We start from the raw sequence: 14,821 nt of genomic DNA on the forward strand, positions 1-14,821 counted from the left end.
CAGGAGCTACAAACGCAACTTATACAGCCACCAAGAATGGTAGCTATACGATATCCGAAGATAACGGCACATGCAACACTACTTCCTCACTGGTAACATTAACAGTCTTAGCTACTCCAATAGCTAATGCCGGAGATGATGTATTTGCAAACCTGGGAGAATCTGTTACACTGAATGGCAGCGGAGGCGGCATATACAGCTGGTCGCCAGGCAGCTCATTAAACAGCCCTTCCGTTGCCAATCCCCATTTGATTGCCACACAAACCACAACTTATACCCTTACAGTAAGCGATGTAAACAATATGTGCTCCTCTACTGATCAGATGACTGTTTTTGTTGTTGCTCCGATTGTTATACCAAACGTAATTACCGTCAATGGTGATGGAGTTAATGACAACTGGGCAATTTATAATATTGATAAATTCCCGCATGCTGTCATTGATGTATATAACCGCTGGGGAAATATTGTATGGCATACAGAAGGATTTTCAAAAAACTGGGATGGCACCAACTACCGCAACGGACAAGTATTACCTGACGGAACTTATTTCTACATTATCAAACTCAATAACAGTTTGTATAATGAGCCTTATACAGGGTGGGTTGAAATCATTAAATAATAAAAAACAATAAGCCGGATCATACAAAAATAACCATGTATGATCCGGCTTATTTATACCCATATCTTCGTTGCATGAAGAAATTATTTCTTTCCTTCCAGGTATTCCTTTAACGATACATTAAGGATATGATCCCAGCCTGCAGCAAAATTAGCTCTTGCGAAATCAGGTTGTTCAGGAAAAGAATCAATATCGGTATGTGTTAACTTTACTGACGTTTGATCTTCTTTGCCAGATAATTCGAACGTCACGTATGATTTTCCTGCGTAACCTTCATACCTCCAGCTATAGGTAAGTTTCTTTTCGGGTATAGCCTCGGTAACTTCACATACATGTACGTATTGAATGCCGTCTTCAGGTCCGCCGGAAAATTGAAACACAAACCCTTTCTCGGCTTTAAATTCGGATAAATCAAAATACCACTTTTTCATTTCCTCCTTATCCGTAAGCGCTTTCCATACTTTTGAGGCAGGTGCATTAAACGTCCTTTCAACAATAACCGGCTGATCTATATTTTTTTCCATAGGATTAAATTTTAAGTTGTTTCCATTCGTCTTAATAAATTATAAAAAATACACGGTATATATGTTATACAATACACCGAAAATTCACCTGATCCAAACCATTCAAAATGCAAATCTACCCTGGTTCAAATCAGGCTTATTGTATTTTACCTGTATCGTAAAAACATGGATCTGTAAAAACAAAAATCTCATTATCAAAATATTACATTTAACCAGCCGGACTATATTTTATCTGAACTGAAGAACACATTTCATATATAAAATGGTATCTTTGCAGGGTTTTAAAGATAACACTACTAAAATTACTAATGGATAAGAATCAGATTATAGGTATTTCCTTAATTACCTTATTGATGTTTGGCTATTTCGGCTTTATGTCAACACAAACTCCGGAAACACCTGTTGCAACACCTCCTGCAATTACTCAAACCATTCAAAAAGATACTGCAGCAGCTCATTCGGCACAGGCCGATACGGCGCTTAAGGCCCAGAACCAGAGAGAATACGGCGACTTCGCTGCTGCCATGACCGGTGAAGCAAAAGAGTATAAACTAGAAAACAAAGATGTAGTTGTAACGCTTTCAACAAAGGGCGGTACGATCAAATCTGTATTACTTAAAAACTATTCTACCTGGGATAAAAAGCAATTGTTTTTATTCAATGAAGAAAACAATCAGTTGTCTCTTATCATAAATACAAACCGAAAACCTGTAGACCTGTATAAATTATATTATGCCGGTTATGAAACCAAAGCAGGCGACAAACAGGTATTGACGTTTAAAACAGATGCCGGCAATGGCAAAACCATTGAGCATACATATACTTTAGGAGCAGAAGGCTTCACCGTGGATTATAATCTGAAAGCATCCGGATTTGGCTCGGAGCTTCCGAACCTGCCGTTAACACTTGATTGGAGAGAGCAGGTTGAACGTATTGAATACGATGCGAAACTGGCCCGTGATAAATCAACGGTAAATTTCATGCAGGCCGAAGATGGCTTTGATGATTTAACTGAAGCATCTAAAGACAGAGAAACAGAAACCATTTCCAACGTTCAATGGATTTCTTTAAAACAAAAATTCTTCAACAGTGGTTTTATTGTGCGCGAAGGAAGCGCTATTCCTTCTGCAACGGTTACTTCTTATCCGATGTACAGCGCAGTTCCAAATGCACCTGCGAATTCAGAAAAATTTATCAAGTCGCTTGAAGCCCAGGTACAGCTTCCATTGGAAGGTGTATTGACTGGTAAGGCTTCTTATTCTTTCTATTTCGGACCAAACGATTTCAAAATCTGTAAAAAAGTTGCTGAAGGATATCATAAGAACGTAAACCTGGGCTGGCCATTGATCAGCTGGATCAACCGCTTTGTGGTAATCCCGGTATTTGACGGCTTGAAAGGTGTATTCAGCAGCTTTGGATTAATCATTGTCATTCTTGTGTTGTTGATCAAGGCGGTATTATTACCGTTGTCTTACAAATCATTTGTTTCAATGGCAAAAATGAAAGCATTGAAACCTGAACTGGATGAATTGAAGGCAAAACACGGAGATGACCAGCAGGCGATCCAGATGGAGCAGATGCAGGTATATAAGCAATTCGGCATTAACCCGTTGAGCGGCTGTATCCCGGTATTGCTTCAGATGCCAATCCTACTTGCGATGTTCAGCTTTTTCCCGAATGCGATTGACCTCCGCGGTGAATCGTTATGGTGGGCAACCGATTTATCAAGCTATGATGAGTTTGCAAAACTACCATTTGAAATTCCTTTCTATGGGTCACATGTAAGTATGTTCACCTTACTAATGACTATCTCTACTCTTGTTTATACCTGGGTAAATAACCAGGTAAGTACGGTAACCGGTCCGATGAAATACATGTCATACGCCATGCCGATCATCTTCTTATTTGTATTAAACTCCTTCCCTGCCGGTTTAAGTTTCTACTACTTTGTTTCAAACTTAGTAACCATTGCTCAGCAGTTAGTGATCCGTCGTTTTGTAGATGAAGGTCAGCTGCGTTTACAATTAGAAGCTGCAAGAGACCGGAACTTAAGCGGGGATGCTTCAGGTGCTCCTAAAAAGAACCGTTTTATGGCCCGTATGGAAGAAGCCATGAAACAAAGAGAGCAGCAACAGCAGTTCAAGAATAACACCAAGAAAAAATAAGTAACTAGGTACTAGGCGATAGATACTAGAAAGTACGGAGTACATAGTACAAAGACGATAAGTCAAAAAAGGCCAAAGGATATCTATTGATGATGTTCTTTGGCTTTTACTTTATAAATTGCTGATTATATAATGTGACTGTATGAAATGCGACAATTCTTCCAATTAAGAAAGGTCCGGCTTCATTGCCGTTGTCTTTAGACAACGGTTTAAGCACATCAGTAAAACTTTGTGACAGATATCAGCTCTATCCGGAAATTAAAATCCTTTTTTGCAGTGTCATTCTTCAAATGTTGGTATGTTTGATAAACATTCAGGCTAAATCGTTATCAGCATGCCGATTACGTATCTGCATCCACATGTTATCCACATTTACTCTTGATAACAATAGGGTAACTTCGAACTTCGACACCCATCCGCTATCTAATAAGATGTTATCTTTGTATAATCTGAAATAATAAAAAACCGGGATTTCGTTTAATTCTAAACAGTTTCAAATTTTATGGGTAAAATCATTGCGATTGCGAATCAGAAAGGCGGCGTTGGTAAAACAACTACTGCGATCAATTTAGCGGCTAGCTTGGCGGCGCTGGAGCATAAAACGCTTTTAGTTGATGCAGATCCACAGGCAAACTCTTCTTCCGGGTTAAGTATCAACCCAAGAGACGTTGAACGTGGTATTTATGATTGTATGGTGGAAGGATTCGACCCTGCGGAATTAATTATTCAAACGGAAATCAATCACCTGGATTTATTACCTTCTCACATTGACCTTGCCGGTGCGGAAATCGAATTGATTAACCTGGAAGAAAGAGAATTCAGAATGAAAAACACCTTGGCTAAAATCAAGGACCAATATGAATTCATCATCCTGGATTGTTCTCCTTCATTGGGTTTAATCACCGTTAACGCGTTAACAGCTGCAGATTCTGTATTGATTCCGGTACAATGCGAATATTTCGCCCTTGAAGGAATCGGTAAATTATTGTCTACCATTGAAATTATCCAGGAGCATCTGAATCCGGAACTGCGTATCGAAGGCGTTCTGATGACCATGTTTGATTCACGTATGCGTTTATCAAACCAGGTAGTAGATGAAGTTAAAAAACATTTCGAAGAATTGATCTTTGAAACACTTATTCCAAGAAATATCCGTTTAAGTGAAGCTCCTTCATTCGGTTTGCCTGTTATTGCGCATGATGCTGAAAGCAAAGGCGCCCAGAGTTATATGAGCCTTGCACAGGAAGTATTGGTTCGTAATGGCATTGTAGTGGCATAAGGTTTAAAGAGCAAAGGATAGAATGAGTACCAACAACAATAATAATTTAAAAAGAAATGCATTGGGCCGTGGTTTAGGCGCCTTGTTAAAGGATGCAGATTCAGTAAAAGGCAAAGCTGCCTCTGCTGAAACTGCCGCTGCTGTAACAAGCAACCTGAATGAAATTCCCGTTGACCAGATAGAAGTAAACAACTATCAGCCGCGTTCTCATTTCAATGACGAAGCTTTAAAGGAATTATCCGAATCCATAAAAATACAGGGTATTATCCAGCCGATCACAGTTCGACAACTATCACCTACAGCCTATCAGCTGATTTCCGGTGAACGTCGTTTACGTGCATCCAAACTGGCTGGCTTAACAAAAATACCTGCTTACATCCGCACAGCCAACGACCAGCAGATGCTGGAAATGGCCCTGATCGAAAACATTCAGCGTGAAAACCTGAACCCTATTGAGATCGCGATCAGTTACCAGCGCATGATTACAGAGTGTAATTTAAAGCAGGAAGAACTGGGCGACCGCGTTGGGAAAAACCGTTCAACGGTTACCAATTATGTGCGTTTGCTAAAACTTCCACCGGATGTGCAGGTTGCGCTTAGAGATAACATCATCTCCATGGGCCACGCCCGCACCATCATCAACCTGGAAAATGTTGAACAGCAGTTGTATGTATTGAATAAAATCAAAAGTGAAGAATTATCTGTTCGTGCCGTGGAAGAACTGGTACGCAACATGCAGAACAGAACTACAGCACCTGCTGCCGATGGCAAAACTGCTGCAGCAAAACCTTCTACCGCTGCCAATGCAGAAATTACAAGCTTACAGAATAAATTAACCTCTCATTTCGGCACGAAGATCCAGGTTAAGAGCGACAAACAGTTCAAAGGTGAAATTAAAATTCCTTTTGTATCTGCAGAAGACTTAAACAGGATCTTAGAGATATTGAATTTCTAATGAAACTCATTTCATTCGTATTATTTTTATTCCTTACTGTGGCTGCTGTACCCACGTTGGCTCAGCAGCCACAGCAAACTGTACCGGTTCCATCAGATACCATCGAACCTCCGCCTACCAAACAGGAACTAGCCAATAAAAAGATTATGAACCGCGAGCCCAATAAGGCTGCATTATTCTCTGCTGTCATCCCCGGTTCCGGCCAGATTTACAACAAAAAATACTGGAAAACCCCGATCATATGGGTTGGTTTGGGAGTAACGGCCTATCTTGGACATGATTACTTCATGAGACTCGGCGAATTTTCTAAAGCAGCTAAAATGGCAGAAAATAATGAAGATCGTAGTTGGTTGGATAATAATTACCACGGCTATAACCTGCAAACTTTATCGGCAACTCAATTAAACACACTAAGCGACGATGCCCGCAGGTACATGTATATGAATATCCTTATTTTCTCAGGAATCTATGCCCTCAATATTGTGGATGCTTACGTGGATGCCCACCTGAAGGAGTTTGACGTGAATGAGAACCTGAGCTTTAAGGTCAAGCCACTTTTTTATGCGACGAATTATTCCCATCTTGCAACAGGTTTAACCCTTTCTTTAAGGCTTAAATAACCGGATTACTACCTAAGTTTTACATTACAATTAAATACCCTACTCACCTATGAGAATTGCATTAATAGGTTATGGAAAAATGGGCAAAACGATTGAGCGTATTGCCATAGAAAGAGGTCACACCATTTCTGCTATCATTGATGTTCATAACAAAGAAGAAATTAAAAACCTAAATGGCCAAATTGCTGATGTTGCAATCGAATTTTCACAACCTGAAAGTGCGTTCTCAAATATCAGCCACTGTCTTGAAAATAATTTACCGATCGTTTCGGGTACTACCGGCTGGTTGAAAAAGAAACCGGTACTGGACGAGATCTGCCGTCAGAACAATGGTTCTTTTTTCTATGCTTCGAATTACAGCATCGGCGTGAATATTTTCTTCCACCTGAATAAAATACTTGCAGGCCTGATGAAAAAATTCCCTGATTATGCAGTGTCAATGGAAGAGATCCACCATACAGAAAAGAAAGATGCGCCAAGCGGTACTGCTATTACCTTAGCGGAAGGCCTGATGAGCCAGAACTCTTCTAAAACAAAATGGGTGAACCAGGAATCTGAAAACGATGACGAACTGGAAATCATCTCCAAACGTATCGACGATGTGCCGGGTACACACACAGTGTTTTATGACTCTCCTATTGATACAATCGAAATCAAACATACTGCACACAGCAGAGAAGGTTTTGCTCAAGGCGCTGTTATGGCTGCTGAATGGACCGCAAAAAACCGCGGTGTGTTTGGCATGAATGATCTGCTAAAAATCAGTTAAGCATGAAGAATCTTGTTCCGCCTTCTTTTTTCAGAAGAATACAATACAATACCATCGATCTTTTATTACTGATCATTGTATTAATTATTATTACCAATGCACTTCCGTTCTTTTCCGAAGTACCGACAATAGTAAACTGGCTGCTGTTTGGTTCATTAGGTATTGTATATGATATCGTATTTCATAAATACATGCACTTCACGCCCGGACAGGATATCATGGGTATGTTTCTTAGAAAGAGCGATGAACAAGGCGCAGATCCTACAGCAAAGCAATTGGCCATACGCTTTTTGATTAAATATTATTTATGGCCGTTTGTAATTATATCTATCTTTATTGATAAACAAAGACGCGGTATACATGATAAAATCGCTAAAACAATTCTGCTGGAAGTTGAACAACCGAAAGGAGAAAAACGGGTTTACACAAATTCATACCAGGAATGGGGGGACTCTATTTCTTTTGCAATCGTTGTAGCAACATTCGTACGCTGGATCTGGCTGGAGCCTTATACAATTCCAACAGGCTCCATGGAAAAAACACTGATGGTGGGCGATTTCTTATTTGTAAATAAATTGTCTTACGGAACACGTATGCCAATTACTCCTTTACAGGTCCCACTGACACACCAAAAGATCTGGGGAACCAATATGAAATCATTCAGCGATGCCATCCGTCTTCCCTACTTCCGTTTACCGGGATTTACAAAAATCAAGAATAATGACATTGTCGTTTTTAATTATCCAGCGGAGCTCGATCTTCCGGTTGATTTAAAGACCAATTACATTAAACGTTGTATCGCTATACCGGGAGATACATTAAAAATAGTGAACAAACAGGTGTACATTAACGGAAAAGCGGCTGCAAATCCTCCTAAAATGCAGCACGTTTATAAATGTTTTATTAGAAAAGAATTGTCTCCGCAAACGTTTAACCGATATAGAGTGAAATATCAAATTCATGCGTATGATATCTTCTTCGATGAACCCAAGCCAATGGGGAATACCATGTGCTATTTTATATCATTATCAGCTTCTACCGTTGAAAAATTAAAAGAGAATAAAGCATTTGATTCCATTCAGACATTTTCATGGAATGAATTGGAACAGACTCAGGCACTCTTCCCTTTTGCACGTAAAACACACTATTGGGAAAATGATAACTATGGTCCGTTGTGGGTACCTAAAGCCGGCGCAACCATTAAGCTGGATGCTGACATGGTTGAAATGTACGGACAAACGATATTAAATTACGAGGGCGATAAAACGGTTGAACTTGCAGGAGACAAATTGAAAATCGATGGTAAACTTGTTTCTGAATATACATTCAAGCAGGATTATTATTTCATGATGGGTGACAATAGGCACAATTCTTCTGATTGCCGTGTTTGGGGCTTTGTACCGGAAGACCATATTGTGGGTAAAGCCTGGATGGTATGGCTATCACTCGATTCTGAGCTTTCATTCCCAGAACGTGTACGCTGGAACCGCTCATTTAAAATGATTAAATAGATGTTAGTAGCTAGGCACTAGTTACCAGACAATGTCCAGAGTATTGATCCTTTCAATATTCTGGACATAATCTAAATATCATTTTTTGTCTAGCAACTAAATACTAGTAACTAGTACCTTCTTATGAAATACCCATCTATATTACTGCTGCTGTTTGTTACTGTTCTCGTATGGTCCGGCATACAACCCAGGGAAACATTTACCTGGCTACTCGAAGTCTTTCCTGCAATCATCGGTGCAGTAATCTTAATTGCTACCCGAAATTCTTTCCCTTTCACCCCGCTTGTATATACCTTCATATGCATACATGCCTGTATCCTTTGTGTTGGCGGCCATTATACGTATGCGGAAGTTCCGGCATTTGACTGGCTGAAAGACACCTTTCACCAAACCCGGAATAATTATGATAAAGTAGGACACTTTGCTCAAGGCTTTGTACCGGCATTAATCATTCGCGAACTATTGATCCGTAAAGAAGTAATCATAAAAAATGGCTGGCTGAATTTTATCGTTGTATGCATCTGCATGGCCATCAGTGCGGCCTATGAGTTACTTGAATGGTTTGTATCACTCTTCAGCGGAGAAGCCGGCGATGCGTTTCTGGGTACACAAGGCTACGTATGGGACACACAATCAGACATGCTTTACGCTACAATCGGCGCCATTACGGCACTAGTTCTACTCTCAGGGATTCAAAATAAACAAATAAAAAATATCGCCGCTACTAACATTTGATTTGTTTGTTTTTTGTTATTTGTGATTTGGAATTTTACAATTTATGCAGCCTAATCCTCAATTTCTTCTTGAACTTGTTTCCATGCAAATGCCTTTCGGCAAGTACAAAGGTGTTCTGTTATGCAACCTGCCGGTAAGCTACCTGGAATGGTTTCAGCGCAAAGGTTTCCCGGATGGTAAGCTCGGTATGCTGCTGCAAACCATGTATGAAATCAAACTGAACGGATTGGAAGATTTGTTGAAGCCGCTGAAGAAGTAGTCCCTAATTATAAATTATGAGTTCTGAATTATGAATTGGTTATACACACCGATGCCATCGCTTAAAACGATGGCATCGGTCATTAATATGTATCGTTTAAGTATTTAATAAAATAACTGATACTAGAATCACATTTTTCCATTCATCCAGCAAATCCAAATTCAGACATCCTTGCGAACATAACTTAATGCGCCAGACGGACAACGTTCGATACGTTCGATAATTTCTTCGGTGGTGCCGCCTTCCGGTGTGATCCATGGACGTCTGCTCGGGTCAAATACATTGATCAAGCCTGTAGCACCTTTCCAGCAAAAGGTCGAATGCGTGCATTTCAACGGTTGCCAAACGATTGTGATATCATCGTTTGAATAATGTTTGGTTATATCTTTCATAATTCTATACAAAGTTCTGATTAAAAGTATACATTCCTGACTAAATATAAAACAGCTTCTACAGGCAATGAAGCGTTATTCTTCAGATAATCCCATTAATTTATCTTCTGCTTTGTTCAAATAATTACAGAATCCCAATTACCAGCATATTATATCGTATCTTGCAGCTTCATTTAATATTACAGGATCGAAATACATGGATATTTAAGATTCTGACTTCTATTATCACATGTTATTTAAAGATTTACAATTAATCGATCCCATCCTGAAAGCCGTTTCAGAAGAAGGCTATACAAGTCCCACTCCTATTCAAGCTAAGGCTATACCATTCGTTCTTAAAGGCAACGACCTGTTAGGCTGTGCTCAGACAGGAACCGGTAAAACCGCAGCCTTTTCTATTCCGATCCTTCAGCTGCTCAGCGCTAAGAAGAATAACGACCGCAAAAGAGCCATTCGCTGTTTAATCGTTACCCCGACACGCGAACTGGCTATCCAAATCGGCGAAAGCTTACATGCCTACGGAAAATACACAGGCTTAACCTCTACAGTGATATTTGGCGGTGTAAACCAATCCAGACAGGTAACAGCTTTACAGAATGGTGTCGACATACTGGTTGCCACCCCAGGTCGCCTGCTGGACCTGATGAACCAGGGCTTTATCTCCCTGCAAAAAATTGAAATATTTGTACTGGATGAAGCCGACAGGATGCTTGATATGGGCTTTATACAGGATGTACGACGCTTGTTGCTTGCACTGCCCGAGAAACGCCAGTCGCTGTTCTTCTCGGCAACCATGCCCCCAGAAATTGTTAAACTCGCCGACCGCATTTTGGTGAACCCTTCCAAAGTAGAAGTTACTCCGGTATCTTCTACAGCAGATACGATCAAGCAGCTTGTGTACTTCGTTGACCGTGGAAACAAAAACAGTCTGCTGGTTGATGTACTGAAAAATCCAAAGATCAAAACATGTCTGGTGTTTACACGCACCAAGCACGTAGCTGATAAAGTGGTAAAGATGCTCGCACAGCACAGCGTCAAAGCTGAAGCCATACATGGAAATAAAAGTCAGAATGCGCGCCAGACAGCATTGACAAACTTTAAGGCACAGACAACCCGTATCCTTGTTGCTACCGATATTGCAGCGCGCGGTATTGATGTAGATAATCTGGAGTATGTAATCAATTACGATCTGCCAAACATTCCGGAAACGTATGTACACCGCATTGGCCGTACCGGCAGAGCAGGTGCGAACGGTACGGCATTCTCTTTTTGCGATGCGGAAGAAAAAGCATACCTGAAAGACATTGAAAAACTGATTGCAAAAAAAATACCGGTGCTTGATGAGCATGCGTATCCATTGATGGATCATAATCCGCCTAAGACACCACAAGGTGGTAGGCAACAACGACCGTCGTCCTCTAAGCCGAAAAACGCTGGCAATCCGAACAGCAGCAATACAGGTAACAGACCAAATGGAAATACAAATAAACCCGGCGGAAGCAGCGGCAGACGCAAACCTAACAGAAGGCGCAACGCTTCTTCACCGGGTGCAAACAAATCCGACGGTCAGCCTAAAAAAAGAGACTAGTATTGATAGATAAGTCGTCCCATCCCGATAGCTATCGGGACGGGACGACTTATTTAATTTGCATTATATACATAATCTGCTTCATCTTTACAGCCGCAATCACAATCTGACGGTTTCAATTTTTCTGCTTCTTTAATTTTTTCTTTCAACGCATCCAACTCTGTGTCTGTTTTACGGATCACTGCAGCATTCTTAGAGTCCTTCGCTTGTACCGTCATGCCTTCAGTTTGCAGCAATTGTTTTATTTCCGCATTAAATGTTTCTTTTGAAATCAACGCGGGATTCAGACGGAATGTATTGAATGTATCAATTATAAAGGTAGTGGCCGCATATAGTAATTGTCCGTTTTGCTCGCCTACCAGATATACATGTGCTGTTTTACCCTGCGGCAATTTTATACTTCCGTCATCTTCGTAAAAACCGTATTGATCTTTCTTATCTTTTAACAAGCCGCCTGCACCATAAATTTTAGTATCAGGTATTACTAAATAGATCTGGAATTTGTTAGCGAGTGAATCCGCAAGCTGAACAATCAGTTTTGAATCCTTTACTCCCGGAGCATCCTTTGCAAGCCTGTCAATATTGTACCAGCCAAAGGTATTGATTTCAACCTGATAATATTCTGCCAGTTGATTTGCTGGATAAACATAAGATTTCCGATCACTATTGCTCACACTTGCAACATTATTCGGTAATCGTAATATTTGCATCGATCGATCAACCTGCTTTACAAACGGACCATTATCAACGATCTTAGCTGCACGTTTATTTTCCAAGGCTGTTTTCCTTGCGTTCAAGTCAGCCATCACCTTTTTATACGTTTTGCATTTTTGATAATTGATATATAGCTCATCTTTGGGATATGATAGTTTCAAACGTTTGCTTTCATCATTACAATAATTACAAATTGCTTTAATATCTTTTTCACTAAGTGTTAAAAAAGATGTCATTTCAGCTTTGTTGTAAGCATTGTATAAACAAACAGCAAAAGCATCGTTTGAATAATCCACAATAGCTTCGCTATTAACTGATGCACCAGCAGTCTCCTCAGCACAACCACCACCATCGATCATTCTTCTGCTATTATGAACATATCGTACAATCCAGTCAAAATCTCTCCGCTGACCGATATAAGCCAGATCCGGTCCTACAGCATCTTCTCCTAATCGGTGACAACTTTTACAATTACTATTGAATAACTGTTCACCTTCAGAAACAACTTTAGGCGTTTCCTTTTTCAACTCGACCGGATTCTGCCAGTCTATTCTGCCCGATGCAGTTTTTTGTCCGGAAAACAGTTTCATCTCTGTATCAACCTCTTCCGCTGGTATATCTATCGCCAGTGGTTTAGCGATCTTAACATGCGCACTATCTTTGGCTTGTATGTAAAACATCCCGCCGCTGCTCAGGAATTCTTTACCGGTCTTCGTAGTCAGCCCCGCACGTATCATAGCTTCCATGGTGTATGCTTCTTTTACCTCCAGCACAACATTTTTATCAGCAGCCTGTAAAGTTCCTGCGGGAATTGTTATAACAGCTCCTTCAGCAGTATTAAGAACAGTATCCCGATCAATCTGCACAACAAACTCCTGTGTCTGCAGGGAATCTGTTAAACCGATTCTTTTTGCTGTTGGCTTCTGCACATACCCGTTATTTTCCTGAGTCTTTTCTTCCTGTACCTGTTCATTCAACTTTACAACTGTATAACCAACAACCGTAGCAAACAGAATTACAAGAATACTATTTAAAAATAAATTTGTCTGGTAGAATGGTTTGCTATATGCCATCACCTGTTTTAATACCTGTTCAAAGTTGCGCTTCGATTCAATCTCTTCTTTTGATACCGGCGCACGATCTATATTTATTTTAATCTTCTTCATGGTTTTATCGGATTGCCAGAATACATTTTTTTAATTTATCCAGAATGCGGTATACTTTCACCTTTGCATTGTTCTCGGTCATCTCGAGGATGTCTCCAATCTCTTTAAAGGCACGGCTTTCAAAAAAACGCATTTCGACCAATTGCACATCTGCTTCCGGAAGCTGGCTCATGCACTGGGTTAAACTTTTTTCTTTACTGATCAGTGACTCGTCAGCCTCTGCTTCCTGCAGTAATTCTTTCAAGCCGTCGACATCTATGTTCAAGGTGCGCTGCACCTTATTTTTTCCAATCGCTTTATATACTTCACTTTTAGCAATGCGGTAAAGCCAGGAAGAAAATGGCACACCTCTAAATGTAAACCGGGGAAGATTGATCAGTGCTTTTATAAATACCTGCTGGGTAATATCAAAGGCAGCATTCTTATCGTCGCTGCGCTGATAGATATAACGAAAAATGGGCTCATGGTACTTTTCGTACAAAGGTCGGAACGCCGAGGGATCTTTTTTAGAAGCTTCAATAACCTGAAGTTCCTGCTCCATCGCTTCCGCAGATACATGGTATGGGGACAAAGGAATCATAGTTTATCTCTTTATTCGTACCTATAACCAGAAAGATCAAAAAAGATACACGTAAAGATCAACTATTTTTAAAGAATTAAAAAAATGTTCTAAAACCTACCTTAGTCTATCTATTCCAGTGAATTACGCCCGATAAAATCCTGGAACTCCTGTTTAAACTGATCTGCAATCGGGATGTATTGAAAATTAATGATTGCCTGACTTCTTTCAACCGCCTGAATTTTACTCAAGGCAATGATATACGAACGATGTACACGCATGAATTTGCTCACCGGTAATTCTTCTTCCAACTTTTTCAAACTGGCATGTGTCAGCACCGGTTTCGTTTGTCCTTCGAGCCAGATCTTCACATAATCCTTCAACCCTTCAATATATAATATCTCATCTAAAATTATTTTCAAATGTTTATACTCTGAACGAACGAATATATATTCCAATTCTTCCTTGCCCTGATTTTTCTGCGCATTATTAAATAGTTCAAACCAATCTTTCGCTTTTACCGCTGCTGCATAAAACTCTTCAAAATTATATGGCTTCAATAAATAATCCAGCGCATCCACTTTAAAGCCTTCCAGCGCGTACTGATCAAATGCAGTCGTAAAAATCACACGCGTATCTTTGCCCAATGTACGTGAAAGCTCCACACCATTCAGTTCAGGCATCTGAATATCCAGAAACACTACATCAATTCTTTCTTCATGTATTTTTTCCAAAGCCTGAAAAGCATTACTGCATTTCCCCTTCAACTCCAGAAACGGAATCTTATTTACATAATCTTCCATCAGACTTAAAGCCATTGGCTCATCATCTACAATTAAACATGTTATCTTTTGCGTTGCATTCATAATCAAACCTGCTCTTTATAAGCTATCTGCAATGTTGCTACATACATACCATCAACAATCTCCGCTTGCATCTGATAGGCACCCGGATAAATCAGATCC

The 14,821-nt window shown here is 40.1% G+C and carries 15 protein-coding genes; 10 read left to right on the forward strand and 5 right to left on the reverse strand.

Annotated elements, in window-relative coordinates:
- Nucleotides 1-620, forward strand: a 620-nt coding sequence (locus tag ACTHJT_RS14980) for a gliding motility-associated C-terminal domain-containing protein (protein WP_440239640.1), incomplete at its 5' end; no start/stop codon positions are given.
- An 83-nt stretch (nucleotides 621-703) separates the two neighbouring features.
- Here ACTHJT_RS14980 and ACTHJT_RS14985 read toward each other — a convergent pair.
- Nucleotides 704-1,144 (reverse strand): SRPBCC family protein, encoded by a 441-nt coding sequence (locus ACTHJT_RS14985; RefSeq protein WP_440239642.1) that lies wholly within the window; start codon nucleotides 1,142-1,144, stop codon nucleotides 704-706.
- Between the two features lie 308 nt (nucleotides 1,145-1,452).
- On the opposite strand from ACTHJT_RS14985, the gene yidC reads away from it, so the two are divergent.
- From yidC to ACTHJT_RS15025, 8 genes are all read left to right on the forward strand, one after another.
- A complete protein-coding gene (gene yidC, locus ACTHJT_RS14990) occupies nucleotides 1,453-3,309 on the forward strand; it encodes a membrane protein insertase YidC (RefSeq protein ID WP_440239644.1) in 1,857 nt (618 codons plus the stop codon).
- Between the two features lie 502 nt (nucleotides 3,310-3,811).
- The gene (locus tag ACTHJT_RS14995; RefSeq protein ID WP_440239646.1) at nucleotides 3,812-4,588 is read left to right on the forward strand and encodes a ParA family protein; all 777 of its coding nucleotides are present in this window, start codon (nucleotides 3,812-3,814) and stop codon (nucleotides 4,586-4,588) included.
- Between the two features lie 22 nt (nucleotides 4,589-4,610).
- Nucleotides 4,611-5,543 carry a ParB/RepB/Spo0J family partition protein gene (locus tag ACTHJT_RS15000; protein WP_440239648.1) on the forward strand — a complete coding sequence of 311 codons (933 nt, stop codon included), beginning with the start codon at nucleotides 4,611-4,613 and terminating at the stop codon, nucleotides 5,541-5,543.
- A complete protein-coding gene (locus ACTHJT_RS15005; protein WP_440239650.1) occupies nucleotides 5,543-6,163 on the forward strand; it encodes a DUF5683 domain-containing protein in 621 nt (206 codons plus the stop codon). The genes ACTHJT_RS15000 and ACTHJT_RS15005 overlap by 1 nt, the downstream gene beginning before the upstream one ends.
- Before the next feature lie 49 nt (nucleotides 6,164-6,212).
- A complete protein-coding gene (gene dapB / locus ACTHJT_RS15010; RefSeq protein ID WP_440239652.1) occupies nucleotides 6,213-6,932 on the forward strand; it encodes a 4-hydroxy-tetrahydrodipicolinate reductase in 720 nt (239 codons plus the stop codon).
- 2 nt (nucleotides 6,933-6,934) lie between these two features.
- Complete coding sequence (gene lepB / locus ACTHJT_RS15015) at nucleotides 6,935-8,443, forward strand: signal peptidase I (RefSeq protein ID WP_440239654.1); 1,509 nt, start codon at nucleotides 6,935-6,937, stop codon at nucleotides 8,441-8,443.
- 123 nt (nucleotides 8,444-8,566) lie between these two features.
- A complete protein-coding gene (locus ACTHJT_RS15020) occupies nucleotides 8,567-9,178 on the forward strand; it encodes a DUF2238 domain-containing protein (protein WP_440239655.1) in 612 nt (203 codons plus the stop codon).
- A gap of 43 nt (nucleotides 9,179-9,221) precedes the next feature.
- Nucleotides 9,222-9,437 carry a DUF3820 family protein gene (locus ACTHJT_RS15025; RefSeq protein WP_440239657.1) on the forward strand — a complete coding sequence of 72 codons (216 nt, stop codon included), beginning with the start codon at nucleotides 9,222-9,224 and terminating at the stop codon, nucleotides 9,435-9,437.
- A gap of 161 nt (nucleotides 9,438-9,598) precedes the next feature.
- Here ACTHJT_RS15025 and ACTHJT_RS15030 read toward each other — a convergent pair whose 3' ends face one another.
- Nucleotides 9,599-9,829: a (4Fe-4S)-binding protein gene (locus ACTHJT_RS15030; protein WP_440239659.1), complete on the reverse strand. Its 231-nt coding sequence runs from the start codon at nucleotides 9,827-9,829 to the stop codon at nucleotides 9,599-9,601.
- 229 nt (nucleotides 9,830-10,058) lie between these two features.
- Between ACTHJT_RS15030 and ACTHJT_RS15035 the strand changes: the two genes are divergently transcribed.
- A complete protein-coding gene (locus ACTHJT_RS15035) occupies nucleotides 10,059-11,417 on the forward strand; it encodes a DEAD/DEAH box helicase (protein ID WP_440239661.1) in 1,359 nt (452 codons plus the stop codon).
- 53 nt (nucleotides 11,418-11,470) lie between these two features.
- Here ACTHJT_RS15035 and ACTHJT_RS15040 read toward each other — a convergent pair whose 3' ends face one another.
- The 3 genes from ACTHJT_RS15040 to ACTHJT_RS15050 all read right to left on the reverse strand — a co-directional run bounded on the left by ACTHJT_RS15040 (nucleotide 11,471) and on the right by ACTHJT_RS15050 (nucleotide 14,722).
- On the reverse strand, nucleotides 11,471-13,297 hold the full coding sequence (locus tag ACTHJT_RS15040) for a c-type cytochrome (RefSeq protein WP_440239663.1): 1,827 nt from the start codon (nucleotides 13,295-13,297) through the stop codon (nucleotides 11,471-11,473).
- Nucleotides 13,298-13,301: 4 nt separating this feature from the next.
- Complete coding sequence (locus ACTHJT_RS15045) at nucleotides 13,302-13,877, reverse strand: RNA polymerase sigma factor (RefSeq protein ID WP_440239665.1); 576 nt, start codon at nucleotides 13,875-13,877, stop codon at nucleotides 13,302-13,304.
- A gap of 110 nt (nucleotides 13,878-13,987) precedes the next feature.
- Complete coding sequence (locus tag ACTHJT_RS15050) at nucleotides 13,988-14,722, reverse strand: LytR/AlgR family response regulator transcription factor (RefSeq protein ID WP_440239667.1); 735 nt, start codon at nucleotides 14,720-14,722, stop codon at nucleotides 13,988-13,990.
- Between the last annotated feature and the right edge of the window lie 99 nt (nucleotides 14,723-14,821).

Source organism: Cytophaga sp., assembly GCF_051961495.1.
Classification (GTDB): Bacteria; Bacteroidota; Bacteroidia; order Cytophagales; family Cytophagaceae; genus Cytophaga.

Excerpts from the sequence above, each read along its gene's own strand:
- ACTHJT_RS14985 (WP_440239642.1), bottom strand. The coding sequence starts at position 1,144 with ATGGAAAAAAATATAGATCAGCCGGTTATTGTTGAAAGGACGTTTAAT.
- yidC (WP_440239644.1), top strand. The coding sequence starts at position 1,453 with ATGGATAAGAATCAGATTATAGGTATTTCCTTAATTACCTTATTGATG.
- ACTHJT_RS14995 (WP_440239646.1), top strand. The coding sequence starts at position 3,812 with ATGGGTAAAATCATTGCGATTGCGAATCAGAAAGGCGGCGTTGGTAAA.
- ACTHJT_RS15000 (WP_440239648.1), top strand. The coding sequence starts at position 4,611 with ATGAGTACCAACAACAATAATAATTTAAAAAGAAATGCATTGGGCCGT.
- ACTHJT_RS15005 (WP_440239650.1), top strand. The coding sequence starts at position 5,543 with ATGAAACTCATTTCATTCGTATTATTTTTATTCCTTACTGTGGCTGCT.
- dapB (WP_440239652.1), top strand. The coding sequence starts at position 6,213 with ATGAGAATTGCATTAATAGGTTATGGAAAAATGGGCAAAACGATTGAG.
- lepB (WP_440239654.1), top strand. The coding sequence starts at position 6,935 with ATGAAGAATCTTGTTCCGCCTTCTTTTTTCAGAAGAATACAATACAAT.
- ACTHJT_RS15020 (WP_440239655.1), top strand. The coding sequence starts at position 8,567 with ATGAAATACCCATCTATATTACTGCTGCTGTTTGTTACTGTTCTCGTA.
- ACTHJT_RS15025 (WP_440239657.1), top strand. The coding sequence starts at position 9,222 with ATGCAGCCTAATCCTCAATTTCTTCTTGAACTTGTTTCCATGCAAATG.
- ACTHJT_RS15030 (WP_440239659.1), bottom strand. The coding sequence starts at position 9,829 with ATGAAAGATATAACCAAACATTATTCAAACGATGATATCACAATCGTT.
- ACTHJT_RS15035 (WP_440239661.1), top strand. The coding sequence starts at position 10,059 with ATGTTATTTAAAGATTTACAATTAATCGATCCCATCCTGAAAGCCGTT.
- ACTHJT_RS15040 (WP_440239663.1), bottom strand. The coding sequence starts at position 13,297 with ATGAAGAAGATTAAAATAAATATAGATCGTGCGCCGGTATCAAAAGAA.
- ACTHJT_RS15045 (WP_440239665.1), bottom strand. The coding sequence starts at position 13,877 with ATGATTCCTTTGTCCCCATACCATGTATCTGCGGAAGCGATGGAGCAG.
- ACTHJT_RS15050 (WP_440239667.1), bottom strand. The coding sequence starts at position 14,722 with ATGAATGCAACGCAAAAGATAACATGTTTAATTGTAGATGATGAGCCA.